This is a genomic window from Thalassotalea sp. G2M2-11 (genome assembly GCF_017168195.1).
Lineage (GTDB): Bacteria > Pseudomonadota > Gammaproteobacteria > Enterobacterales > Alteromonadaceae > Thalassotalea_E.
Genome location: NZ_JADNYL010000001.1, coordinates 622386 through 648903, shown reverse-complemented (window position 1 = coordinate 648903; position 26518 = coordinate 622386). Strand labels below are relative to the sequence as shown.

Sequence of the window (26518 nt, the reverse complement as noted above, 5' to 3'; positions counted from 1 at the left end):
ATTAGGCGTTTTAACATTCAGTAGCTGCGCATCAAGTATTAAAATAGTGCTTCATCTAGATCAAACATTGGCGCAGAGCCCGCTTTAATTGTTTCAATTAGCGATAGACGACGCGGTAATAAACGGGCGAAGTAATAGCGTGCGGTGATTAATTTACTGGTATGAAAATCAGTATCTTCAGTCATTTTTGCAAACGAAGTTTCAGCCATTTTCGCCCAAACAAATGCCATTGCCGTATAACCAAACACATGTAAATAATCATTTGCTGCGGTGCCCAATATTTCAATATCATCACCTGTTGAAGCAAGAATGAACTCAGTTAACTCGGCAAGCTCCTGATTTGCTTTTGCTAAAGGTTTGATAAATTCAGCCATTTCATCAGCAACAGTTTCATTGACATATGCATTCACATCGTCGATGAATAACTTCATTAATGCGCCTTTGCTACCCGCGACTTTACGTGCGAGTAAGTCCATAGCTTGAATACCGTTTGTGCCTTCATATATCTGAGCGATTCGAACATCACGCACCAGTTGTTCTTGCCCCCATTCGCGGACAAAACCATGACCACCAAAAATTTGCTGACCTGCAACCGTATTATCAAAGCCCATGTCAGTAAAAAACGCTTTCGCTAATGGTGTCAATAATGCCACTAACTGCTCAGCTTTGGTTTGCACTTCACCTTCACCATAAGTCGCAATATCTAATTGCATTCCTATATACAATGAAAGTGCACGTGAACCTTCGTTTAACGCTTTCATGTTAAGTAACATACGGCGTACATCACCATGTACCATAATTGAATCAGCTGGCTTTTCAGGTGACTTTACGCCAGATAAAGAGCGACTTTGTACTCGGTCTTTAGCATACTCTAGTGCATTTTGATAAGAACGTTCACTCGCACCTAAGCCTTGAATACCCACACCGATACGCTCAAAGTTCATCATGGTAAACATGCAGGCTAACCCTTTATTTAGCTCACCCACTAAGTATCCCTCAGAGCCATCAAAATTCAGTACACAAGTTGCCGATGCGTGAATTCCCATTTTATGTTCAATTGAGCCACATGACACCTGATTAAACTCACCTAGGCTTTCGTCATCATTCACCTTGTATTTCGGCACTAAAAACAATGAAATACCTTTAGGACCAGCAGGTGCATCCGGTAACTTAGCGAGTACTAAGTGAATAATATTTTCAGTTAGATCATGCTCACCGCCGGTAATAAATATTTTGTTACCGGTAATTTTATAACTGCCATCATCTTGCGGCACCGCTTTGGTACGGATCATACCTAAATCAGTACCTGCATGAGATTCGGTTAAACACATAGTAGCAGCCCATTCACCCGCATACATACGCGTTAAATAACGTTGCTTGAGTTCTTCACTGGCATGTTTTGCAAGCGATAAACCAGCACCAGCTGTTAACCCTGGATATAATGAAAAAGAAATATCGGCAGAACAAAGCATTTCTTCATGTAATGAAGTGATCACTTTTGGCATGCCCATGCCACCATAGTTAACATCACCACCAAGGGCAGTCCAGCCACCTTCAGCATAAGTGCGAAATGCTTGTTGATAACCTGGGGCGGTTGTTACTTTACCATTATCAAAACTAACACCAGTTTCATCCCCTTCTCGTGACAAAGGAGCTATCACTTGCTCTGCAATTTTTGCACATTCTAATAAAATGGCTTCAGAGGTTTCTCTGTCTACATGCTCTGCCAACTTAGGCAAAGTCGGCCATAATTGGTCATTCTTGAACACATCATACAAGAGATAGTTCATATCTTTAACGGGAGCAACGTAATCAGCCATAATAAAACCTCAATAATCAAACATACATTTCAAACATGCGTTTGAATATAACCTAATTGAACAAAAAGTAAAGTAATAATAGCAAATCACTTGTCCTATGCTTTGAGGTTGCATACAGTGATAGGGAAAGAAATCTTTACTCTTGCGACCAATGTCAGTATTTACGTTAAAAATCAATCAGGATTATATTATTAACACGGCAAAGCTATCCTTTTACAACTCCTTGTTTTTTTTGAGCCTACTTATCGCAGGCCCATATAGCGCACAAGCCGAGCAAATAAAATTTAGCAAAATACTTAAACAAGGTGACTATATTTTTCATTATCAATGGCGTGATCACACCCGCAATCAACATGAGATTTCTTTTGCTATTCCCAAAACAGATATTTTCAATCGCTATCGTGACTTTAGCCGATACCAGCCTGAACTCGCCAAAGAGTATATCAATAACCAATTACTAAAACGTTTACAGCAAACACCGTTAACCGGTGTGCAGTTAGAGATCAAGAAAACAAACAATCAACTGGTGATAGACATTCACGCTGACGATCAAGAAAAAGTACAACAAGCGTATCAAACGCTTGCAAAGCTAAAAGCGGAAGTAACACAGCAATACCTTGCCAACAAATACTATCAGCTGTTTACCACAGCCAATCAAATACGTGCGGTAAAACCAGATCACGCACGTATCGCTTATGACTCTGCCGTTGATTTTAAACCGTTAAAAGACATTATTTTAAAAAAAGCATCAATCAAAAACATTCGTAAAGTCACCAATTTTGTGCTGAATTTTGTTCAAAGCATTCCTTATGCTCCGCTAGCGTCCCGTGTTACTTCATCGGGTGCAGGTTTTAATCCTCCCCTTAAATTACTTTGGGAAAATCAAGGGGATTGCGACAGTAAAGTAACACTCACCGCAGCGTTACTAAGAATGTTGATGCCACGAATAAAAATGGCGTTGGTCTATACAGAAAATCACGCGCTTATCGGCATAGACACTTTAGTTGAACAAGGTGAACAGACTATCACCTACGAGGGTTCTACCTATATACTTGCTGAGCCAACAGGCCCAGCATTGTTAACATTAGGTAATATTGCGCCTGAAACCGAACAAGCAATCAATAGCGGTTACTATACCATTGAGCCTTTTGATACTCCTTACCAAAGTAACGAGGATGATACAGAAGACTCCTTAGATGATGACAATGAGCCAAGCCAACAGCCAGCTCGTTAAACTAATCAACTTTTTCAATTAAGTGCACATCCCGCTGCGGGAATGGTATGGTCACATTATGTTGTGAAAATGCCTGATAAATTGCTTTATAACCTTGATATTTCGTTTGATACAGCGTCGACGTAGGGATCCATAATCGAATACCAATATTAATAGCACTGTCTGCGAATTCATCTATCCCCACCTGTAATTTCGATGCTTCATCACAAAATGCCAGTTCTTGAAGCGTTTTTTCAACTAAAGCAATCACTGCCACAGGATCGTCTTGATATGAAATACCAACCTTCATTTCTAACAAGGTATGACTTTTAGAATTATGTAACACTTCACCAACAATGTGTTTATTAGGAATGGTGATTTCTACCTCATCTTCGTCTTTAATGATGGTATAGGCTAATAACACTTCTTGCACTATGCCTTTCACCCCTTGCACAGTAATAGTATCCCCAACAACAAAAGGCCGGATTAAAATAATATTAAAACCGGCGGCATAGTTGGCTAACAGCCCTTGAAACGCTAAACTTGCCCCTAATGAAATTGCGCCAATTGCTGCAATAAACGGGGTGATGCTGATGCCTAACTTACTTAAGGCAACAATTGTCACCATCACCACCACCAGCATTTTAGTGGTGTTGGCCAAAAAGCGACTTAAAGTCACGTCTAATTGTTGATTTTCACAGAGTCTTAATACAACTTTGGCAAATTTACCCGCAATATAATAACCGAGTAAAAAAATAATAAACGCACCAACCAACTGAAAACTATAATTGGCAAAGAAGTCTAAAAGTAACTGATAAAATCCCGTCACTTGCTCGATTTCATCTTTTAATAATCCAGAGGTCTTATCGACAATAGTGCTTGGTTGTTCAGCCGACATTACATATCTTCCTTTTTCATTAGGGCCTGTTGATCTTTGCTGTAAAAACAAACTTGAAAGATCTACAGCCCCTAGTTATAACTTCAATTTTCTAATTTTAAAATTACGACCTTTTAACTTACCATTACCAATAAGCTTAAGTGCCTGATTGGCGACAGAACGTTCCACGGCAACAAAGGTGGCTAATGCCGAGACATTAATTTTACCAATCTGATCTGCAGAAATAGTTTTTTGTGCAGTTAACGCTCCTAATATATCTCCTGGGCGTAATTTTTGTTTCTTTCCACCATCAATTTGTAACGTTACCATTTTAGCGCGCGGTACGGATGCTTGAGCATTGCTTAACGTTGGCAATGGCTTGGTAATTATCTCTTGTGATAAGTACTGTTCAAGCTTGATTAATTTACGCGCTTCTTTATCACTGATCAGCGTACAGGCAATGCCTTTACTGCCCGCACGACCTGTACGTCCAATACGGTGCACATGCACTTCAGGATCTCTTGCCAAATGATAATTAATGACCATGTCTAAGCCATCAACATCCAGCCCACGTGCAGCAACATCGGTAGCCACTAACACGTTAACGCTTTTATTCGCAAAACAGGTGAGCACTTGATCCCTTTGTCGTTGTTCCAAATCCCCATGCAAAGCCTGACAACTCACCCCTTGTGCATTAAGAAGTTCGGCAATCTCCTGCGTTTGTACCTTAGTACTGCAAAAAATCACGGTCGATTCCGGTTGCTCAAGCATTAATAACTGTTCAACCGCACTCAAACGCTCCATATCACTATTAACCTGATAAAAGCGTTGGTCAATGCTAGCGTGATCATGCCTTGAGTCCACTTTAACAGAAACAGGATCTGTCATGATATGTTTAGCCATAGTGGCGATCTGAGTCGGAAAAGTCGCACTAAAAAGCAGCACTTGCTTTTGCTGTGGACAGGAAGAAAAAATAGCTGTTAATGCTGGCTCAAACCCCATTTCTAACATGCGGTCGGCTTCATCCAGTACTAAGGTTTGTAAGTGCTCAAGTTGTAATCGTCCTTTTCGTATATGATCTTCTATACGTCCTGGCGTTCCCACGATGATATGTGCGCCATGTTCTAAAGAAGCGATTTGCGGTCCAACCGGTGAACCACCACATAAAGTGAGTACTTTAATGTTATGAATGGTACGTGCTAACCGTCTTATTTCTTGTGCTACTTGATCGGCTAATTCTCGGGTGGGACATAACACTAACGATTGCACACGAAACTTCTTCACCTGCAAATGATGTAAAAGCCCTAATCCAAATGCGGCGGTTTTTCCCGAGCCTGTTTTCCCTTGAGCAATAACGTCTTGCCCAGCAAGAATTGCGGGTAAGCTGGCAGCTTGAACACTCGTCATCTGCTCAAACCCTATGGTTTTCAAATTTTCAAGTAGCTCAGGTTTTAATGATGTTGCGGCAAAATTTAACGGTAAGTTTGACAAGTTAACACTCTAAATAGCGATGGTGGCGTTATTATAACAGTTTTATTCCTCTCGCTGCCATTATCCGTTTTATTTCAGCAATTTTTCTACCTCGTTTGCTGGCATAGGTTTATTGAAAAAATAGCCTTGACCATAAATACAATCCATCTGGGCAAGTAACATCGCATCAGCAGCATTTTCTATGCCCTCTCCCACCGTTGCCATTTGCAAGTTAGTGGCTAAATCAATAATGGTCTTAATAATTGCCTGATGATTATCATATTCATGAACATTATTAATAAATGAGCGATCAATTTTTAACACATCCATCGGAAAGCGATGTAGATAACTTAAGCTAGAGTAGCCGGTCCCAAAATCATCTAATAATATTTTTACGCCAAACTTTCGTAAATCGGTCATGTTTTTTAGCACCATTTCGGTATTTTCTAACAAGGCTCTTTCTGTTAGCTCAACCCGTAAATGGCGAGGTTCAATACCAACACGCTCAATAATATCGGCGATTTCCCCAACTAAATTATCATTAAAAAAGTGATCACAATACAGATTACAGCTTATGTAGAGATCATCGCAATTGAACGTATTTTGCCACGCTTTTAATTGACGGCATGATTTCTCAATAATTTGTAAATCAATCGCTAGCACTAAGCTCGTTTCTTCAGCCAGCGGAATAAAATCATTTGGAAAAACAAAGCCACGCTTTTCATTTTGCCAGCGGGCTAACGCCTCAAAGCCAACAATTTTATTATCAGATAAACGCACGATAGGTTGATAAAACGGGATGAACTCTTTGTCACGTATTCCTTCTCGAAGGTCTGCTTCTAACGTTAACGCGTTTTGCACCTTCTTATGCATACTAGTATCAAATACTTCGTAACGTCCTTTGCCCATATCTTTGGCATGATACATCGCAGTATCAGCATCCCTTAGCATAAACTCAGCACTTTCATAATGAATATCATTAAAGAGCACCCCAATACTTGTACCGATAAAGACAGGTTGGTCTTCGATCATAAAGGGTTCAGTTAACCATTCAGTAATGCGTTGTGAAACATCGTATGCTTCTTGTTTATTATCAAGATCTTCAATGAGTATCACAAATTCATCACCACCGAGTCGCGCCACGGTATCCTTGTTTCGTACTAAGGTAGACAACCCCTTGGCAATTTTCTTTAATAAAATATCCCCAGCATGATGCCCTAAACTATCGTTGACCACTTTAAAGCGGTCTAAATCAAGAAATAGTACGGCAAACTGTAACTCAGGACGGCGCTTGTGGCAGGCAATGGCATGGTTTAATAAATCAAGAAAAACAGTCCTATTCGGTAAGCCTGTTAAGCTATCATGAGATGCTGCGTACTTTAACTTTTGTTCTATTTTTTCCCGTTGCTTGATTTCTTCTTCTAATTCAGCAGTACGATGTTTAACTTGTTGTTCTAACAATTCTTGGGTTTTACGTTCAAAAATCGCTAGTTCACGACGTTTGATCGCAGTAGCAACATGCTGAGAGACAAAGTTTAGGAGTTCTGCGTCTTGCTCGTTATAAACCACATCGGTGTGATAGCTTTGTAGCACCATCGCCCCGATTGCTTCACCATTTTGCAGTAATGGCACACCAAGCCACGACTTAGTTTCCCCAGTAGGTTTTAAGGTTTTATTTTGCTGATATAATTCCAGCATGTCGAGATCACTAAGCAGCACAGTATCAGCCGAGCTGATCACCAATTCAGTAAAACCATTAGAAAATTTTCTGGTACTGAATTTACGCTTAATTTCGTCATTACTTTGTTCCGAATAATAGACAAAAGATAATTCATCTTTTACCCGATCATATTTTGCAATATAAAAGTTCTCAGCATTTATTAATTGTCCAACAATATTGTGCACCTTAGGGTAAAACTTATTCAAATCTAATGATGCTTGATTGGTAAGCTCTGAGATCCTAAACAATGATTCTTGTAATAACTCTGACTTTTCCCGTTCTCGAATTTGCTTCATAAGCTCACGAGTTCTAGCATCAACGGCTTTTTGTAAACGTTCACGATCTTGTAAACGCGCCATGGCAGAAACGGTATGTTGTGCAGTAAAAGTCAACATATCTAAATCATGCTCTTGATACCTTGTCGATTCGCTATAACTTTGTACCACCATTACCCCGATAACAAAGCCATCACTGATCAACGGAACCCCTAACCAGTCGGTTCCTAATGTTCCTATTGCTTTTAGTTTTCCTTCGGCAATCAAGCCTTGTAATATTTCTGGAGTTGCCAGTAACGGTTTACCGGTTTCTATAACATGGCAAGTAAGCGAGCCTTTAAATTTTTCAAAATCAAATGTGCCACGCGGGTAGTCATCTTTTTCGTCGACGTGATAAACAAACTCAAGCGTTTGAAAGGTTTGATCGTACATGACAATATAGAAATTATTGGCATTCATGATCGATGAGATAGCTTGCTGAATTTGACTAAAAAATGTATCCAAATCAGTGCATTCATTTGACAGCTGATTAAGCTTTAGTAATGCAGTATAGCGATCTTGAAGCTTTCGATACTTATCAAGTAATTCAATTGCCTCTTTTGCTAATTGCTTATCTTGCTCTAATAATGTTAGTTCACTGTTTGTTACGTTTGTCATATCACTACTGGGATATACTGATAAGTAGTGCCACATAATGACGGGATTTTAATAAAATTTCTAGTGTTGGATGTCACTATCCTAATTATTGGTCGGAGCTGTTATCGCCTTTTTGTTTCAACTGTTCCAATTGCTGTTTGTTACCACATATAGCTTCTTGATGTTCATCGCGATAATAACGCACATCAACACAATCTGTTTGATAACGACGTTCAAGCTCTGTACGAATAATAGGGCGATCTTTCGCCTTCGCTATTTGCTTTTGTAATACTTGGCACTGCTGGAGCTGCTCATTTGCTATAGTAATATCTTCACAGACATTTTCTTGAGTGGCGCAACTGGATAATAACACCATAGCAGAACTGACAGTAACATTGACTAGTTTCATGATAAGTACTTCTCTGGACTAAATTATTTTTATTATTTGAGTATAGACAGCTATTTCAAGTTTCTAAAGTCGGATGTTAAAACGATAAATAATTGACCAAATAGACAAGTTTTGTTTTATAATTCATTTACTTTTTGCTCTATCAAATACGTTAGGATACCAACATGCAAGTTCAAGTTGTTGATTATCAATCAAAAGATGCACCAAAACGCTTTGTTGAAAGTTTAAAATCAACGGGCTTTGGGGTGCTAACGAACCACCCAATTCAACAATCATTAGTTGAATCCATTTATAAACGCTGGTACCAATTTTTTACTCAAGGTAATCCACAAGACTTTGCGTTTGATCCAGCGAAACAAGACGGTTACTTTGCTCCTGAGATCTCAGAAACGGCAAAAGGACATCAGCAAAAAGACATTAAAGAGTATTATCATATATACCCTTGGGGCCGTATTCCTGACGAACTTAAAGATGAGATCCTCACCTATTATCACAACACTTCTGAGCTCGCGGCAGAATTATTGGATTGGGTCGAACAATATAGTCCTGAAGAAGTAGCAAAACATTATTCAGAACCCTTGTCTAACATGATCAAAGACACACCAAATACTTTATTACGTGTACTTCATTATCCCCCTTTAACGGGCAACGAAGAGCCAGGAGCATTACGTGCAGCAGCACATGAGGATATCAATCTATTAACCATTTTACCCGCCGCTAATGAACCAGGTTTACAGGTACAAGCGCAAGATGGCACCTGGCTAGATATTCCGGCTGACTTTGGTAATCTGATCATTAATATTGGCGATATGCTTCAAGAAGCCTCAGGGGGCTATTTCCCATCGACTAGCCATCGTGTAGTCAACCCCAGCGGCGAAAATGCGACCAAGTCACGTATTTCATTGCCGTTATTTTTGCATCCAAGAGACGAAGTGGTACTTTCAGAAAGACACACACAAAAAAGCTACTTACTTGAGCGCTTAAAAGAGCTTGGTGTTAAATAACATAAGCTTGATTAAATAAGTAAAAACCTGAGCCGAGAAGCATTATATGGTGCATCTCAGCTCAACTACTCCTTCATCTGCTCAATTGTTCAACAAGCCTAAAATTTTTCAGAATTATTTGATGATCACAGCTATGATTAACGGTACCATAGCGCCTTTTTTTTAATGTGAGCCCACATTTTAGCCAAATGAGCTCAGATTGTATTCAAGTTTAAACTATTGGAGTGTTCTATGTCGTTTCATCCCGGCCAACGTTGGATCAGTGATGGTGAATCAGATCAAGGGTTAGGTACAGTAACCGCTGTTGAAAACAGATTTGTTTCAATTATGTTTACCGCTACTGGCGACATGAGAAAATACGCAATAGCCAATGCACCGCTCACGCGAGTCATCTTCAATGAAGGTGACATCATACCAAGTCATGAAGGTTGGCATTTAGCCGTTCATCATATTGAAGAAAACTCAGGTTTGATCACATATAGCGGTAAGCGATTAGATAATGGTGAGCATGCCGAATTAAAAGAAGTGATGATCGATCACTTTATTAAATTTAATAAACCACAAGATCGCCTACTTAATGGTCAGGTAGACCGCTTAGACTGGTTTCGACTGCGTAAAGACAGCTTAAATCACCAATATACTCAGCAACAATCAGACTTAACCGGATTAATTGGTGGTCGTGTTAGCCTGATCCCCCATCAATTATATATCGCTGAAGAAGTCGGTAGTCGATTTGCACCTCGGGTATTACTGGCAGATGAAGTTGGTTTAGGTAAAACTATCGAAGCTGGCCTTATTATTCACCAGCAATTAGTGACAGGACGCGCTAAACGAGTACTGATCATAGTGCCAGAATCATTAATGCATCAATGGTTAGTAGAAATGTTGCGCCGATTTAATCTTAAATTCAGCATTTTTGACGAAACCCGCTGCCAAGAAATAGCTAACAGTGCCGAAGAAGGTGAAACCGTCAACCCGTTTAGTGCAGAACAACTGGTATTAGTGAACTTAACCTTTATTACTGAACATCCTGATTGGTATGAATCATTAATTGCTGAAGACTGGGATCTAATGGTAGTAGATGAGGCGCATCATCTAGATTGGCAACTTGATAACGCCAGCATGGAATATTTATGTGTGGAACAATTAGCACAGTCAATTCCTGGTGTTTTGCTATTAACGGCAACACCGGATCAATTAGGCCATGAAAGTCACTTTGCGCGCTTACGTTTGCTCGATGCTGATCGCTTCTATGACTACCAAAAATTTACTGAAGAAGAAACGCATTATACTGAAGTTGCCGATGCAGCTAATGCCCTTGTTGCCAAGGAAGCGTTAACAAATGAGCAGATCAGTACCCTACAACAGTTATTAAGCGAAACGGATATTAGCGAACAACTTGCACAGATCAACCAAGAGGGAAATGCGCAAGCGCAGCATGATATTCGCCAACAAGTATTATCACAACTGCTTGATCGTCATGGCACTGGTCGCATTCTATTTAGAAATAGCCGTAACACGATCCAAGGTTTTCCAGCACGACAACTAAACGCAACAGCGCTCACGCTACCACAGCAATATCAAGAAACACTTGAAGACTTTTTGCTTAGCGATAATGTTGAGAACCTCCAACAAAGTAAACAAGCACAATACCTTGTGACACCAGAAATGCTCTATAGCTTAAATGGAGTCGAACCTTGGTACGATTTTGACCCTAAAGTTGACTATTTAATTGATTTACTAAAATCACTGAATAAAGAGAAAGTTTTAGTCATTTGTGCCCATGCACAAACCGCGATTGAATTAGAAACAGCCCTACGCGTAAAAGAAGGTATGCGCGCTGCGGTATTTCATGAAGGATTAAGTATTTTTGAACGGGATCGCGCCGCAGCTTATTTTGCTCAAGATGAAGATAGCGCTCAAGTCTTACTGTGTTCAGAGATCGGCAGTGAAGGCCGTAACTTCCAATTTGCTCATCACTTAGTGTTGTTTGATTTACCTACTAATCCTGACTTGCTTGAACAGCGTATTGGTCGACTCGATCGTATCGGGCAAACACAGACCATTCAACTGCATGTGCCTTATTTCGAACATTCACCGCAAAGCATGTTATTCCAATGGTATCATCAAGCACTCAATGCCTTTGAACATACCTGTATCACGGGTCGGGCAGTATATGAAGCGTTTTCCGAGACATTAAACGCCCTGACATTTTCTGCGGCTCCCGCCCAGACAGATATCGATCAGCTTATACAAGCTAGCCACCAGAAACACTTAACATTAAAAGCGGAATTAGAAGCTGGCCGAGATAAATTATTAGAACTTAATTCTTCAGGACAAGGAAAAGCTGAACAACTCGTTGAGGATATAGCCGCTTTAGACTGTCAAACACAATTACCGCAATTTATGTTTCAGGTGCTTGACGTCTTTGGTATTGCCCAAGATGATAAGTCAGATAACGCCATTGCACTGCAGCCCACTGAACACATGCTTAGTGGTAATTTTCCTTGCTTACCCGATGATGGAACCACAATCACTTTTAATCGAGACACCGCTCTGGCCTGCGAGGATTACCAGTTATTGACTTGGGATCATCCCATGGTCATTGGTGCGATGGATCTGATTTTATCGGATGATATTGGCAACTCCAGCATAGGTTTATTAAAAAATCCGGCCTTACCAGCAGGCACTTTCTTTATTGAATGTTTATTTACTATTGAGGCGACTGCACCTAGTCAGTTGCAATTAAACCGCTATTTACCTATTACCCCGATTCGCGTATTAGTCGATAAAAATGGCAATAACCTTGCTGATAAAGTCAGTGCCGAGGTATTAGATCAACAGTTAACACCGGTGAAAAAACAAGTGGCATTACAATTAGTAAAAGCCTTAAAAGAGCAAGTATCGCCACTAGTTGCTAAGGCACAAGGTCATGCTGAAGAATGTGTTGCAGAGGTTCAAGCAAAAGCACAAGCCCGTATGGAAGAGCAGCTTGAACGAGAATTTCAGCGCCTAAGTGCTTTAAAAGCCATTAACCCCAGTGTACGCCAAGACGAGCTAGACTTTATCAAGCATCAACAAACAGAGTTGGCCAACTATATTCATAAAGCGCAGCTGAAGTTTGAAGCGATCCGCTTAGTCGTTGTGAGCAATTAGCGATCAGTAAATACCATGAGTGCTAACCCTGACTTCATTTACCGACCACCTTTATCACCTTATCTTGATATTGTTTATCGAGATAAGGATATCGTGGTACTTAACAAACCCAGTGGCTTATTAACTGTACCCGGTCGTTTAACTGAACATCGCGATTGTTTACAAACTCGGGTACAACGCGTACTTCCCAGTGCAACCATAGTGCACAGGCTTGATATGGCGACCTCAGGGATAATATTAATGGCGTTAAACAAAGCAGCCCATGTTCATATTAGTCGCCAATTTGAACAGCGAAAAACACAAAAACAATACCTCGCACGCGTCTATGGCCACGTACAGGAACAGGACGGAACGATTGATCTCCCCTTGATCTGTGACTGGCCGAATCGACCAAAACAAAAAGTCGATCATGAAAATGGTAAACAAGCTAAAACCCATTATCATGTATTATCTTACTCAGAAAACAGCACCTTTGTTGAACTGCTCCCTATTACTGGACGTTCTCATCAACTTAGGGTGCATATGCTTGCCTTAGGTCATCCTATTTTAGGTGATAGACTCTATGCCCATGATAAGGCATTAACAGAAAGTCCTCGATTACAACTGCATGCCAAATGGTTACAGATCAGTCATCCCGTTTCTGAGCAAACGTTAACTTTTGAAGCACCTTGCCCGTTCAGCTAATTGTATTTACTATTAGATAATGCAGAATAAGCGCAGTTTATTGTCTTAATTTTTAAGGAAAGTGCATGGGTAAATTTTCACGGTTGCTTGTTAATGGCGTAGTATTGCTTGTTTTTATCGCCAGCAATAATCAAGTATTTGCGACGATGCAAGACGAACAGCCCCAATCAAACAAACCAAGCACTGAACAAAAAAAACCTGCTGACGATAAAAAAACAGAAGAAAATCGCGAGACAGCCCCTGATGTTAAGCGCAGCGATATGAAGATTGCGCCTCCGCTAGATCCCACTGAATTACAAATATCAGATATTAACCATTACCTTGATGAGCAACTGATTGAGCCGATTCTTGTTGGGCCAGAGCAACATATTTCATTAATCGAAACCAATGCTACCAGCAATAGTAAGGGAGTCATGGTATTACTTGCTGATTGGCAACAAAGCGCCACCAGTCCCAAAGCAATCAATTATTTACGTCAAAGCATGCCACAACACGGCTGGACAACGATCAGTATACAACCAACACCAAAGCCTGCTGCATATCCTTCAACAGCGCAGCCGCTTAATCAGCGCAATGAAGAAAACAGCAAAACAATCACACAATATAATGAGCAATTGGCAAAAATACTGACAGCCATCACCGAAAAAGCAAAAAATTATCCCGGCATCATTGTCATGGTTGCTGAAGGACGCCATGGCGCATTATTACTTACTCAATATCAACAACAACTCACCGAGCCACCTAATGCACTAGTGATATTAAGCGCTTATATCGATGATGCTCACACTAACCAGCAAAGTGCTGAACATTTAGCACAAACTGACCTGCCAGTACTAGATCTGTATCTTCGAACCGATCAACGGTTGATAAAATCATCAGTGGCATTACGCAAAAAGTACGTCAATAAGGAATTAAAGTCGTATTATCGACAAAAAGAATTGTTTAATACCCACACGGGATATTACCCAGAAACAGCATTAACTAAAACGATTAACGGATGGTTAAAATCACTTGGTTGGTAATATCAGCAATCAAGCCAATACCACCAATCAAGAATACTGACAGGCATCACTACCCAAATTCTCACTAGTTTAGATCACTGTCGACCCAGTACTTGGTTCCTTGTAATGTTGCTTGTAATGCCAAGCCAGTTTCAGTCATTTGATAAATAGACACGCCATTGACAATCGTGCCAGCGGCACTGCCTTCAGCACCTTTTTTACCTGATTTAGCTGCAACATCCGCTTGACCAGAAAAATCCCAGCCATATTTAATAAAGCGATTTAACGCTTCTTTGGTATGAAAAATAAATACGGCACTAAAATCTTTCACTCCCAGACCAACACCCACTCCTGCAGATGCCATGTTCATGTAAGTGTTTTTTCCGGTACTATTATCATGAACAACACCACTACCACCACCAGCAGAGAGAAAGATCAAATTCACACCAATATTAGAAAAAACCGCATAGCCTTTAGCGTCTTTAATTTCATTTCTTGCATTTGGCTCTTCTTTATAAAGTTTGGCGAGTACTTCTTTGCGCATATCCAATATTTCTTGGCGATCAGCCTGTTTATCCGCAAATACATTAAAAGATAAAAACAACATCATGATCAAAGTAATTAGTTTTTTCATGTTCATTCCTTGCGTTAAATTTCAGTCACATTACTGAAAAGTTAACCAAATAATAACAAATATGCGATGAAGTGCTATGTCTTTTGCGCTTGGATCATTTCATATGCTGCTTGAATGTCTTGCGCTTTCTGTTTAGCAACATCCATCATTTCCGGAGGAAGTCCTTTCGCCACTAGTTTATCAGGGTGATGCTGCGCCATTAATTTTCGATACGCTTTTTTGATCTCTTTCTCATTGGCATTTTGACTAACACCCAATAATTTATAAGCATTTTCCAGTTGTTGAGGACTAGTTTGCTGGTGAGCCGCCCCCGATTGCTGATGAAAATTAGCCCCAGCGATGATCATTTCGAGTAAACGATCTAATTCAGCACTGGATAAACCAAGTACTTTGGCAACTCGATGAAGCGCCTGACGTTCTTCTTTATCTAAACTACCATCAGCAAATGCCACCTGAATTTGAATCTCCAAAAACAACAGCAGTAAATCTTGGCGATTGATACAAAGACGCTTGAATTTAGTTAAATGCTCCTCAACAGGAAAGCCTGCCATTTTGCCTTCACGAAACGCATCTTGCGCCTGTTGACGCATATCTGAATGTAAACCAAGCTTATCCATATAAGCCGATGCAAAAGCAATTTCATGTTCCGTGACACGCCCATTGGCTTTAGCAATAAATCCCATGGTGGCAAATGTGCTATAAAAAAATGCCGCTTGGCGGCTTTCATCGGTCTGGCGCGATAAGCCCTCAAAATCGAAACCCACACCTTTATCAAACCGATGACCTAACCATAGGCCTAATAATGCACCGAACAGGTTTTTACTTAACATAAAACCAAATAAAAACCCTAAGACCTTGCCCCATATTTTCATTAACTCGTTGTCCTCGCCTGCATAGCTAATTGTTGATTGATTTGTTGAAAACGTGCTGGTGTCCCTACATCTGTCCATAACCCAGTTAATTTAGTACCTGAAACAGCTCCTTTGCTCATTGCAGCACGAATCAATGGCGCCAGTGCCACCACTTTTTTAGATAAAAACTCAGAAAAAAATGAGCGACGATATAAGCCAATACCACTAAAAGTATAACTTGTCTGGGATATAGACGTCTCTTTGCTAACTAACTGTTGTCCTTGCAAGGCAAAATCACCGGCCAAATGATGCGGTGGGTTATCCACTAGCCATAAGTGCGCCAATGTCTCTGCCGCCAATATTGGCAAATGAGTAAAATCATAATCAATAAAGATATCACCATTAATGACCAAAAAGGGTTGATCTACATCACTTTCACCTTCCATTAACAATGGCAAGGCTTTGATTATTCCGCCAGCGGTTTCAAGTGCGCCGCCTGATTCCCAACTGTAATGAATCGTTAAACCAAAACGACGGCCGTCTTGTAGATAATCCTCTATTTTTTCACCTAACCAAGCAAGATTGATCACTACGTCAGTGACGCCAATTTTTTGCAACTTAATTAAATGATGTTCAATTAAAGGTTTTCCTGCCACTTTCAACAAAGGTTTAGGAAGTTCATCCGTTAACGGACGCATACGTTCACCACGACCTGCTGCTAAGATCATAGCTTTCAACTGACTGCCTCCAATTGCTGCAAGTTAAGTTTAGCTAGCACCTCATTTTTAACTAAATGATGCAAAAAGCAAAGTTGCGGATAATCAGCGCTGACCTCGACAATATAAGACAAAGTCAATGGAATATCTGCCAGATATCCTGGTTTTTTATCTCGATGAAATAAACGAGCAAAAATTCCTGATGCTTTGATATGTCGTTGTAACCCCATCAGATCAAACCAACGCTGCCATAACTGGCGATCATATTTTTCCACTAAGCCTGCACTTTCCATTAAATCAATGTAATGATCTAATAACAGCTTTACCTGTTTTCTGGGCCATTTGATATAACAGTCTCGCAATAACGAGACAATGTCATAACTAATAGGGCCTACAACCGCATCTTGAAAGTCAATTACCGCTAACTTCCCTGCTTGTTGCATAATATTACGACTATGAAAATCCCGATGCATAAACACGTTAGGTTGACTAAGGGCATTATCAATTAGGATGTCGAAACACTGTTGTAATTGCACTTGTTGCTCATTGGTTAATTGTAAAGCCAAATGCTCTTTTAATAACCACTGCGGAAATATTTCAAGCTCGGTTTGTATCAATGTTTGATCATAAAGTGGTAATTGTTCGGTCGATACCTGAGCAATACTTGGTAATAGTTCAATCGCTTGTTGATAATAATGCTCCATCGATTGTGGGGTTAATAGCTGAGTCAACAATTGATCACCGAGATCAGATAAGCATAAAAAACCGCGAGCTAAATCACTGGCAACGATGGTTGGCACATTAATACCAGCATTCTGTAAACGATAAGCAATATCAACAAAGGCATTATTATTACACTTGTCGGTAGGTGCATCGACGGCAATATAAGATTGGTTTGCCACCATAAAGCGAAAATATCGTCTAAATCCAGCATCGCCAGTCATATTACTTAAGTTAATCCCATCAGTCGAAAATTGCCTCGCTAACCACTGATGTAATTGTTGCTTTCTGTTCTCTTTCAAAAACTACTACTCTAAGCCAAAATAAAGTGCCAATATAACCAATTCGCATGACAAAGAAAATTGCTATATTATTAGCGAGTTTAACGTTAAAATAATCGACTGCGCGCTTTTTACTGTTTTCGATGCAGTGATCAGCTAACAATCAATGTTAATTTTCCGGACAGTTAATGCCTTTTTTCCGTATATCGCTATTATTTTTTATTGGCACATTAACAACTTACCATGCTACTGCTCAGCAAATACCCACCTCTGAAACAGAGGAAGTTAGTTGCCCTATTCCAAGTTATAAAAATATCAGGGTTAATGATCAAAATATTCATAGCAATGCCATCAATATTATTTCAGATACTTCCATTATTGAAAAAGATCAATATGCGCAGTTTTCTGGCGCAGTAACTTTATTTAAACAAGCACACACGGTGCTCGCCGATCACATCGAAATCAATCGACTAACCTCGTATATCAATGCCCAAGGCAACATTCATTTTCAAAATCAAGGCGTCGATATATTTGCATCGCAGTTAGAGGCAAGTAAAGCTAAACAGTCAACCGTTTTGTCAGAAGCTTCCTATCAGATGGCCAATAATCCTGGCCATGGTCAGGCAGGTTCGATATCGGTGACTTCCGATGGCACGTTAAGCCTAAAAGACTCCAGCTTTACTACATGTTACGGTGAAATACCGGACTGGCAATTACAAGCAAGTGAAATCAATATATCAACCGCCAAAAATTATGGCGAAGCCTATAATGCTAGGTTTCGCTTGTTTGATATCCCCGTATTATACATCCCTTATTTCTCTTTCCCGGTCAATAATGAGCGTAAATCTGGTTTTTTGTACCCTAAAATCTCAACCTCAGACCGTTCAGGGTTAATGATAGAAGCCCCCTATTACTGGAATATCGCACCAAATATGGACGCCACGCTAACACCACGTTATATGTCAAAACGTGGTATGCAACTATTAACTGAATTTCGCTACTTAACTGGCCTACAACAAGGGAGCATTAATTTTGAATACCTCAGTAAAGATGATGAACTCAAAGCAAATGATGATGCCCGCTACCTTGCTCGTTTCCAACATACTGGCACCTTCTCGCAAAATTTTAGAGCATATGTAGACTACACCACCATTAGTGATGATAACTATTTAGTCGATATTAACAGTGAGCAATATAACTCAAATGATGCCTACCTGTATCAGATTGGTGAATTAGCTTATTTTAGTGATAATTGGCAAGCAAAAGTCCTGTTACAAGATTTTGAGGTACTGGGTAAGCATCGCACCAGTTACAAAACATTACCCCATATTGAATTTAGCAGCTTTCAAGCGCTTCCCTGGTTAGAGGGGCAATTTGATATTTACTCGGAACTTACCCGTTTTACCAGCGACAACCGCAATTTACCCGAGGCAGATCGTTACCATATCGAAGCAGGGGCTATTTTCCCCTATTCAACCCCTGCTTGGTTTTTAAACTCAGAATTTAAACTGTTACAAACTAACTATCACCAAAAACGAATTGAAGCTTTTAGCCAATTAAAAGAAAGTGTTTCTCGTACATTACCTAAAGTACGTTTTCATGGTGGTATCAATTTCGATCGCACCATGTCACTTTTTCAACAATCCTATACCCAAACACTCGAACCACAATTGCAGTATTTGTATATTCCCGATGAAGATCAAAGTGCGATAGGGCTATACGACACCACGCCATTACAAGACGATTATAATGGTTTATTTAGAGATCAACGCTTTAGTGGTTTGGATCGAATAGCCCAGGCTAATCAGTATTCTTGGGGTTTAACCAGTCGCGTGCTCAATCCGCTCAGTGAAGAAACCTTTAGATTAAGTATTGGCCGGATCGTTTACTTAAGTAATGAAAACAACTTGTTAAATAATAGCCGGCAAAGCAATAACGATGAGTCTGCTCTGGCAAGTGAAATTTTTATGCAAATCAACCGCCAATGGCAGTTTAGCGGTGATATTCAATATAACACCAAAGATAACCAAACCAACAAGAGCCAAAGCTCTCTGGATTATTATTTTAACAATAATCAATCAATTCAATTGAACCATAGGTATACTCGCAATGTCTCAGGTACGAGTCTAGAACAAGTATCACTGCTGACGAACTTTGCCATCAACCACAACTGGCAATTTGTAGGACGTATTACGCAAGACTTACAGAATAAAAGAAGTTTAGAAAGTTATGCTGGATTTCAGTATGAAAGTTGCTGCTGGGCATTACGTTTTGCCTATCACCGGCACATCAACTCAAACTTAGATGAACAGAACTTTAATGAAAACCGCGATGAATTTGATAGTGGTTTCATGGTACAGTTCGTAATTAAAGGACTAGGAGGCGAACAAAAACCTGTAGGTACTAACGACATGTTTAATGCTAGTATCTTCGGTTACAAACGCCCTTATTTTCTCAACAATTAACAATAGAAAAAGAACTTAGATGAAAATCATATTAAAAATTTGCGCATTTACCGCACTACTTTTAAGTGCCAACCTTAATGCAAAAGAAGTCGCATTAGACCGCGTAGCTGCCATTGTCAATTCAGGTGTTGTACTAGAATCTGAAGTGACTGAACTGATCAATAATATTAAACAACAGGCCAGTAAAAGTAATCAAAGCTTACCTAGCGACAAAGCATTACGCGTGCAAGTGATGGATAAGCTGATTAACGATAGCTTAGTTGCGCAAATTGGTGAACGAATGGGCATACAAATTAGTGATGCTCAATTAGATCAAACCCTATCTAATATGGCGAGTGAAAATAACTTAACGCTCGAACAATTTCGCCAATCCATCGTCGATGAAGGGCTCGATTATGAAAAGTACCGTGAAAATGTGCGTAAAGAGCTTATTTCTGGAGAAGTAAAACGTAATAGTGTTCGTCGTCGCATCTATATTTCACCACAAGAAGTTGCCAATTTGCTTTCGGTAATGAAGGAGCAAACCAACAATGATGTCGAGTATCGTTTAGGACATATTTTAATTGAATTTCCACCTGAGCCTACTCAGGCGGACATGACCGCAGCAAAAGAGCGTGCAGAAAAGGTCATTGAGTTACTCAACAGTGGCAGTGATTTTAAACGAATTGCTATCGCTTCATCGGGTGGCGATAAAGCACTAGAAGGCGGAGATTTAGGCTGGAAGAGCATTAATGAAATGCCAACCTTATTCTCTGAAATTATTGAAGGTAAAGACAAAGGCACCATTCTTGGTCCCATTAGAACAGGTCTAGGCTTTAGTATCGTCAAATTAGTTGATATCAGAGGACGTCAGGTTGTGGAAGTTGAAGAGGTGAAATCTCGTCACATCCTTATTGAACCATCGATCATTTTAAGCGAAGCGAAAGCAGAACAAATGTTGAAAGATTTTCGCGCACAAATTTTAGCTGGTGAAGCAGATTTTGCTGAATTAGCTAAAGAGCATTCCGATGGTCCCACGTCGGTAAAAGGTGGAGATTTAGGTTGGGCGGATCCTAAAAGCTATGATCCTGCCTTTGCTGAGGAATTAGCAAAACTCAAAGAAAATGAGTTATCACAACCATTTCGTTCTTCATTTGGCTGGCACTTAGCTGAATTAACCGGCCGCCGTACACTAGATGCAACACAACGTATGAATGAAAACCGTGCCTACCAACTGCTTTATAAACGCAAATATTCAACTGAAAGTACACGTTGGATTAAAGAGCTAAGAGATGAAGCTTATATTGAAATTTTAGAGCAGAGTAACAAGTAATGACTAAACGCATTGCAATCACCCCAGGTGAACCGGCAGGGATTGGCCCAGATTTAACTATTGCAATGGCGCAACAAGCCTGGCCAGCACAACTGGTTGTCGTAGCATCACTTGAACTTTTACAATCAAGAGCTGCAACGTTAGGTGCTAACATCACCTTTACAGAATACGACCCAAGCGTTCCTGCGACACCACAACCAGCGAATACATTGACGGTGTTATCCGTTGAGCTTGGTGCTCCTTGCGTGATTGGCGAATTAGATGCAGCTAATGGTCACTATGTGGTCGAAACGCTCAGGATAGCCAGTGAAAAGAACATCAGCGGTGAATTTGATGCTGTAGTTACTGGACCTGTTCATAAAGGATTAATCAATAAAGCGGGCATCGCATTTAGTGGTCATACTGAGTACTTTGCTTCTCAAGCGAACTGTCAAGATGTGGTGATGATGTTAGCAACAGAAGGGTTAAGAGTTGCTCTGGTAACAACGCATATTCCGCTTGCTTATGTTTCCAAAGCCATTACCCCTGAGCGTCTAAAGAAAGTGACTAATATTTTACACCAAGATTTGCTCAACAAGTTTGGTATTACTCACCCTAAAATTTACGTCTGCGGTATTAACCCTCACGCTGGAGAAGATGGTCATTTAGGTCGGGAAGAAATTGAAGTAATGACACCTGTATTAAATGAGTTGAGAGCTCAAGGTGTCAATGTGATTGGGCCACTCCCCGCAGATACTATTTTTCAAGATAAGTACCTACAAGACGCTGATGCGGTACTGAGCATGTATCACGATCAAGGTCTTCCAGTGCTAAAATATAAAGGTTTTGGTAAATCAGTTAATATTACCTTAGGACTGCCTTTTATTCGCACTTCAGTTGATCATGGCACGGCCGTTGAATTAGCAGGCACGGACCAAGCTGAGCCAGGTAGTTTTTATCAGGCAATTAATACTGCCATCACATTAGCCAATAATCAGACTTAACACGTTTTACCTGAGGTAATCTATTAATATGAGTAAAAACTCTCATTTAGGCCATCAAGCCAAAAAACGCTTTGGGCAAAACTTTTTACATAACGAAGCAGTGATTAGTCAAATTGTTGATGCAATTAATCCCGAGCCAAATGAAAATTTAATTGAAATTGGTCCGGGCTTAGGTGCTCTGACCGAGCCGGTTATCGAAAGAGCTGGTGATATTTCAGTGGTGGAATTAGATCGAGATTTAGCACACCGTTTAAGACATCACCCTTTTTTAGCGAAACATCTGACCATCTATGAACAAGATGCCTTAAAATTTGACTTTGGCAGCTTAGCAAGCCCTGATAAGCCTTTACGTATTTTTGGCAATTTACCTTATAACATTTCAACACCGCTTATTTTCCACTTATTATCCTTTAAAGATAAAGTGAAAGACATGCACTTTATGTTACAGAAAGAGGTCGTTGAACGTATGGCAGCCGGTCATAACTGTAAAGCATTTGGGCGCTTATCTATCATGACACAATACCAATGCCAAGTAATGCCGGTTATGGAAATTGGTCCAGAAGCTTTCCAGCCGCCACCGAAAGTTGATTCTGCCATTGTGAGATTGATCCCGCATAAAAGCATTAAAAACCCGGTAAACAATCTAAAGACTTTAAATCAAGTGTGTTTAACGGCATTTAATCAGCGCCGTAAGACCATTAGAAATAGCTTTAAAAAGTTAATTTCTGCTGAACAACTGAGCTCATTGGGGTTAGATCCAAGCCTTAGACCAGAAAACTTATCCCTTGATGACTATATTGCTTTGGCTAATTTTGTCGATGAGCATCCAGTAAATAAAGAGACTTAAGCAATCAATGAATACTCAAGCACATAAGGATTTTCACGTTTGTGTTCAAACGGCATATCTACCGCAACAATCAAGCGAAATAGAACATCGTTATGTCTTCAGCTATACCATCACCATTACCAATAATAGTGATACTAGCGCGCAATTATTATCACGCTATTGGCTCATTACCGATGCCAATGATGACAAATCAACAGTGGTTGGTGAAGGTGTGGTGGGAAAACAACCTAACATAGCCGTAGGCCAAAGCTTTACTTACACAAGTGGCTGTATATTAAAAACCCCACTTGGCACCATGGAAGGACACTATCAATTTGTTGATAGCGATAAGCAAGTATTTCAGGTAGCCATTCCTGTGTTTCGATTAGCCCTGCCCAATATATTAAATTAACCATGGCAATTTATTTTGTTGGTGACATCCAAGGGTGTTTAAGCGAACTCAAAGCATTACTTAAACGTGTCAATTTTGATGTAGCACACGATGAACTTTGGGCGGCTGGAGATCTTGTTGCTCGTGGTCCCAACTCCTATCAAACCTTACTATTTTTATATTCACTCGGTGATTGTTTTAAAACGGTACTGGGTAACCATGATCTCCATTTGTTAGCAACCTATGCGGGTTTAAAAAAGCCAAAGACAAGTGATAAACTAGATGAGTTATTAGCGGCACCTGAAGCCCCCAAACTAATGGACTGGCTAGCAAAGCAACCGCTATTAAGAAAACTACCTAATGAAGCTGTGTATTTATCTCATGCAGGGCTTTCGCCTCAATGGAGCATAGAACAAGCGGTAGAGATGGCGCAGTTTGCGCAGCAAAAACTTAGCAGTAATCAATGCACACATTGGCTCGCCATCATGTATGGTGAGAAACCAAATGATTGGCAACAGGTATACAGCGAGGAAGATAAGTTTCGTTACACCATCAATGCGTTTACCCGCATGCGCTATTGTCTAACAGATGGTACATTAGAGTTTAACTACAAGTTATCCCCAAAAGATGCGCCGGCACAATTAATTCCTTGGTTTGACTTAGCATCGACTCAAATGAAAGGCTGTGATTGGATATTTGGTCACTGGGCTGCCTTAATGGGACAAACCCCATACACCAATCTATTTGCTCTGGACACTGGCTGTGTTTGGGGTGGACACCTAACTTTTTTACGTTGGCCTGACAAAGCGATATTTACCGAACCAACGCATAAAAAACCATGATAAAGCAACCACTAAAAGTGAAATTCTCCGTTAGCTTGTTATACTAAAATTTGTTAAGGTATTTTGGTATATTGTCGATAAATGATCACTCTATAACAATAACTAACGTATATCTTGCTAACGTCTTAAATTAATAACAATTGGTGAATTAGATGAACCTAACTGTTGCAATGAAAATAATTGGTGGTTTCACCATCATCTCAATTTTACTTGTATTAACTAGTATTACATCCCTTAATAATTTAAATAAAATCCATGATGCTACTCTCCAACAGAGTAAATTAGCCATTCCTACACTAAGAGGTAGTAATGAGTTAGCCAATAACCTAGTGAAGTTAAATGGTTTAACATTAAGGGGTTATTATCAGAAAGAACTCGCACCATTAGGTGAAAATTTAGCCTCATTCGAACAGTTAGAGACAACCTTTAGACAAGATTTAAAAAAATTAAAGTCAGTCGTTAAAGAGGAAAATGCTCTACTTAGCAACCTAAAAAAGGTAGATAGTGTTTATGAAACCTTAGTTGTTGATATTAACGCCGTATTTGCTAACCGAAAAACCAGCATCGAACAATACAGTACGTTAGTTGACAAAATATTCACATTGGAAGAAAAGGCAGATGATGCTGCTACCCTAATGCTTGACCTTATGGATCATGAGTTAGCCGATAGTAAGTTACAACGTGCTGTTAGTTTAGGTGAGCAACTAGAAACGCAATTAAATGGTATCGTTGCATCAAGTTATGAATTTAGAGACTTAACAGATCTTCAATCAATTGATTTGATTAAAGGTCAAATCACCAATACTTTTGAAGATGTTAAACGTACATCAACTGAGATCACCAATGAATTAGCCGTCAATGGCGTTGATAATATCGCCGGCTCAGTGACCAGTACCATCGCAAGCTTAGATGACTTACTTGAGGGAGCTAACAGTATTTTTGCTCATAAACAAACTCAAGTAACTGCCCTTACCACAGCGACCGACAAATTAGCGGCGGCTGAAACGGATGTGACAAACGCCAATAATATTTTGAAAAAACAAATTGAATTAGCGAACCAAACTACAACGGAAAGTGGCGAGTTAGTCGCAGACTCGGTATCTACTGGCAATAGCGTTACTTGGTTAATCATGCTTGGTTCTATCGTTGCAGCTATCACCATCGCTTGGTTTACCTTAATCAGTATTACTCGACCACTGGCGCGAGTAAATGACATGCTCAACGTCGTTGCCTCTGGTGACTTATCAAGAAAGCTAGATGAAAGTGGTAAAGACGAGTTTGCTCAATTATCTCGTAACTGCAACTTACTTATTGACAGTTTAAGAACATTGATCAACGGCATTGTTAGCCGCTCAACACAATTAGCCACAGCAGCAGAACAAACTTCTGCAGTCACAGCACAAAGTACAACGGCAATAGAAGAGCAACGTACTCAAGTTGAACAAGCGGCATCTGCAACCACAGAAATGAGTAGCACTTCGCAAAGTGTTTTATCCAGTGCCAACGATGCATTAGGTGAAATCAAGCAAGCAGACGAAGAAGCCGAGCGAGTAAAAGGAATTTCAGAGAGAAACCGCAAAACAATCGAGTTATTAGCAAATGAAGTTGAAGATGCTTCGCAGGTAATTAATAAATTACAACAAGATAGCTCTTCAATCGGCGGAATTTTAGATGTTATTCGCGGTATTGCAGAACAAACTAATTTACTGGCATTAAACGCTGCTATTGAGGCAGCTCGTGCTGGAGAACAAGGTCGAGGCTTTGCCGTTGTTGCAGATGAAGTCAGAACCTTAGCAAGCCGTACACAAGAATCCACGCAAGAAATTCAAAACATGATCGAAGTCTTGCAATCAGGTGCTGAAAAAGCAGTGGCTGTGATGGAAACAGGTAAAAAGCAAGCAACAGACTGTGTTCATCAAAGTGAAGAAGCTGATAAAGCACTCGAAACAATTACTCATGCAGTACATGAAGCCTTTGATCGCAGTGAACAAATTGCTACTGCCGCAGAAGAGCAAAGTACCGTTGCTCATGAAATTAGTGAAAACTTAGAGTCAATTGTTGCCATCGCTGAGCAAACCACGGCGGGCTCTAAGCAAACGGCAGAATCAAGCAGTGAAGTTGCTAAACTAGCTGAAGAGCTTCAATTATCCGTTCAAGAGTTCAAACTCTGATTTTAAAGAAATACGCACAGAAAAGCCGCTTATCAGCGGCTTTTTTATTGTCGATAACAAC

General features: G+C 40.0%; 21 protein-coding genes. 12 read left to right on the top strand and 9 right to left on the bottom strand.

Going from position 1 to position 26518, the window contains the following annotated elements; genetic code table 11:
* Positions 1-38: 38 nt before the first annotated feature.
* Complete coding sequence (locus IV514_RS02820) at positions 39-1820, bottom strand: acyl-CoA dehydrogenase C-terminal domain-containing protein (RefSeq protein ID WP_206483383.1); 1782 nt, start codon at positions 1818-1820, stop codon at positions 39-41.
* A 232-nt stretch (positions 1821-2052) separates the two neighbouring features.
* Here IV514_RS02820 and IV514_RS02815 point away from each other — a divergent pair, with 232 nt between their 5' ends.
* A complete protein-coding gene (locus IV514_RS02815) occupies positions 2053-3054 on the top strand; it encodes a hypothetical protein (RefSeq protein WP_206483382.1) in 1002 nt (333 codons plus the stop codon).
* 1 nt (position 3055) lies between these two features.
* Here IV514_RS02815 and IV514_RS02810 read toward each other — a convergent pair whose 3' ends face one another.
* The 4 genes from IV514_RS02810 to IV514_RS02795 all read right to left on the bottom strand — a co-directional run bounded on the left by IV514_RS02810 (position 3056) and on the right by IV514_RS02795 (position 8420).
* Positions 3056-3931 carry a mechanosensitive ion channel family protein gene (locus tag IV514_RS02810; RefSeq protein WP_206483381.1) on the bottom strand — a complete coding sequence of 292 codons (876 nt, stop codon included), beginning with the start codon at positions 3929-3931 and terminating at the stop codon, positions 3056-3058.
* Between the two features lie 75 nt (positions 3932-4006).
* Positions 4007-5401 (bottom strand): ATP-dependent RNA helicase DbpA, encoded by a 1395-nt coding sequence (gene dbpA, locus IV514_RS02805; protein ID WP_206483380.1) that lies wholly within the window; start codon positions 5399-5401, stop codon positions 4007-4009.
* Between the two features lie 69 nt (positions 5402-5470).
* Positions 5471-8032 (bottom strand): EAL domain-containing protein, encoded by a 2562-nt coding sequence (locus IV514_RS02800; protein WP_206483379.1) that lies wholly within the window; start codon positions 8030-8032, stop codon positions 5471-5473.
* An 85-nt stretch (positions 8033-8117) separates the two neighbouring features.
* Complete coding sequence (locus tag IV514_RS02795) at positions 8118-8420, bottom strand: hypothetical protein (protein ID WP_206483378.1); 303 nt, start codon at positions 8418-8420, stop codon at positions 8118-8120.
* Positions 8421-8584: 164 nt separating this feature from the next.
* Here IV514_RS02795 and IV514_RS02790 point away from each other — a divergent pair, with 164 nt between their 5' ends.
* From IV514_RS02790 to IV514_RS02775, 4 genes are all read left to right on the top strand, one after another.
* On the top strand, positions 8585-9424 hold the full coding sequence (locus IV514_RS02790) for an isopenicillin N synthase family oxygenase (protein ID WP_206483377.1): 840 nt from the start codon (positions 8585-8587) through the stop codon (positions 9422-9424).
* A 231-nt stretch (positions 9425-9655) separates the two neighbouring features.
* Positions 9656-12580: an RNA polymerase-associated protein RapA gene (rapA, locus tag IV514_RS02785; RefSeq protein ID WP_206483376.1), complete on the top strand. Its 2925-nt coding sequence runs from the start codon at positions 9656-9658 to the stop codon at positions 12578-12580.
* Positions 12581-12595: 15 nt separating this feature from the next.
* Positions 12596-13264: a bifunctional tRNA pseudouridine(32) synthase/23S rRNA pseudouridine(746) synthase RluA gene (gene rluA / locus IV514_RS02780; protein WP_206483375.1), complete on the top strand. Its 669-nt coding sequence runs from the start codon at positions 12596-12598 to the stop codon at positions 13262-13264.
* Between the two features lie 65 nt (positions 13265-13329).
* The gene (locus IV514_RS02775; protein WP_206483374.1) at positions 13330-14286 is read left to right on the top strand and encodes a DUF3530 family protein; all 957 of its coding nucleotides are present in this window, start codon (positions 13330-13332) and stop codon (positions 14284-14286) included.
* Between the two features lie 64 nt (positions 14287-14350).
* Here the strand turns inward: IV514_RS02775 and IV514_RS02770 are convergent, their stop codons facing one another.
* The 4 genes from IV514_RS02770 to IV514_RS02755 all read right to left on the bottom strand — a co-directional run bounded on the left by IV514_RS02770 (position 14351) and on the right by IV514_RS02755 (position 17488).
* Positions 14351-14899, bottom strand: a complete 549-nt coding sequence (locus IV514_RS02770; protein WP_206483373.1) for a YSC84-related protein — start codon at positions 14897-14899, stop codon at positions 14351-14353.
* 74 nt (positions 14900-14973) lie between these two features.
* A complete protein-coding gene (djlA, locus tag IV514_RS02765) occupies positions 14974-15771 on the bottom strand; it encodes a co-chaperone DjlA (protein WP_206483372.1) in 798 nt (265 codons plus the stop codon).
* The gene (gene murU, locus IV514_RS02760; protein ID WP_206483371.1) at positions 15771-16487 is read right to left on the bottom strand and encodes an N-acetylmuramate alpha-1-phosphate uridylyltransferase MurU; all 717 of its coding nucleotides are present in this window, start codon (positions 16485-16487) and stop codon (positions 15771-15773) included. Before murU ends, djlA begins: the two co-directional genes overlap by 1 nt.
* Positions 16484-17488, bottom strand: coding sequence for a phosphotransferase (locus IV514_RS02755; RefSeq protein ID WP_206483370.1), 1005 nt, complete (start codon positions 17486-17488; stop codon positions 16484-16486). The genes murU and IV514_RS02755 overlap by 4 nt, the downstream gene beginning before the upstream one ends.
* Positions 17489-17655: 167 nt before the next feature.
* Here IV514_RS02755 and lptD point away from each other — a divergent pair, with 167 nt between their 5' ends.
* From lptD to IV514_RS02720, 7 genes are all read left to right on the top strand, one after another.
* Positions 17656-19932 (top strand): LPS assembly protein LptD, encoded by a 2277-nt coding sequence (gene lptD / locus IV514_RS02750; protein WP_206483369.1) that lies wholly within the window; start codon positions 17656-17658, stop codon positions 19930-19932.
* A 19-nt stretch (positions 19933-19951) separates the two neighbouring features.
* Positions 19952-21244: a peptidylprolyl isomerase SurA gene (gene surA, locus IV514_RS02745; RefSeq protein ID WP_206483368.1), complete on the top strand. Its 1293-nt coding sequence runs from the start codon at positions 19952-19954 to the stop codon at positions 21242-21244.
* Complete coding sequence (pdxA, locus tag IV514_RS02740) at positions 21244-22227, top strand: 4-hydroxythreonine-4-phosphate dehydrogenase PdxA (RefSeq protein WP_206483367.1); 984 nt, start codon at positions 21244-21246, stop codon at positions 22225-22227. The genes surA and pdxA overlap by 1 nt, the downstream gene beginning before the upstream one ends.
* A gap of 28 nt (positions 22228-22255) precedes the next feature.
* Entirely contained in the window at positions 22256-23074 is an 819-nt protein-coding gene (gene rsmA, locus IV514_RS02735) for a 16S rRNA (adenine(1518)-N(6)/adenine(1519)-N(6))-dimethyltransferase RsmA (RefSeq protein ID WP_206483366.1), read from the top strand.
* A 7-nt stretch (positions 23075-23081) separates the two neighbouring features.
* Entirely contained in the window at positions 23082-23465 is a 384-nt protein-coding gene (apaG, locus tag IV514_RS02730) for a Co2+/Mg2+ efflux protein ApaG (RefSeq protein WP_206483365.1), read from the top strand.
* Positions 23466-23467: 2 nt separating this feature from the next.
* Complete coding sequence (locus IV514_RS02725; protein WP_206483364.1) at positions 23468-24286, top strand: symmetrical bis(5'-nucleosyl)-tetraphosphatase; 819 nt, start codon at positions 23468-23470, stop codon at positions 24284-24286.
* 152 nt (positions 24287-24438) lie between these two features.
* A complete protein-coding gene (locus tag IV514_RS02720; protein WP_206483363.1) occupies positions 24439-26457 on the top strand; it encodes a methyl-accepting chemotaxis protein in 2019 nt (672 codons plus the stop codon).
* Positions 26458-26518: the final 61 nt, after the last annotated feature.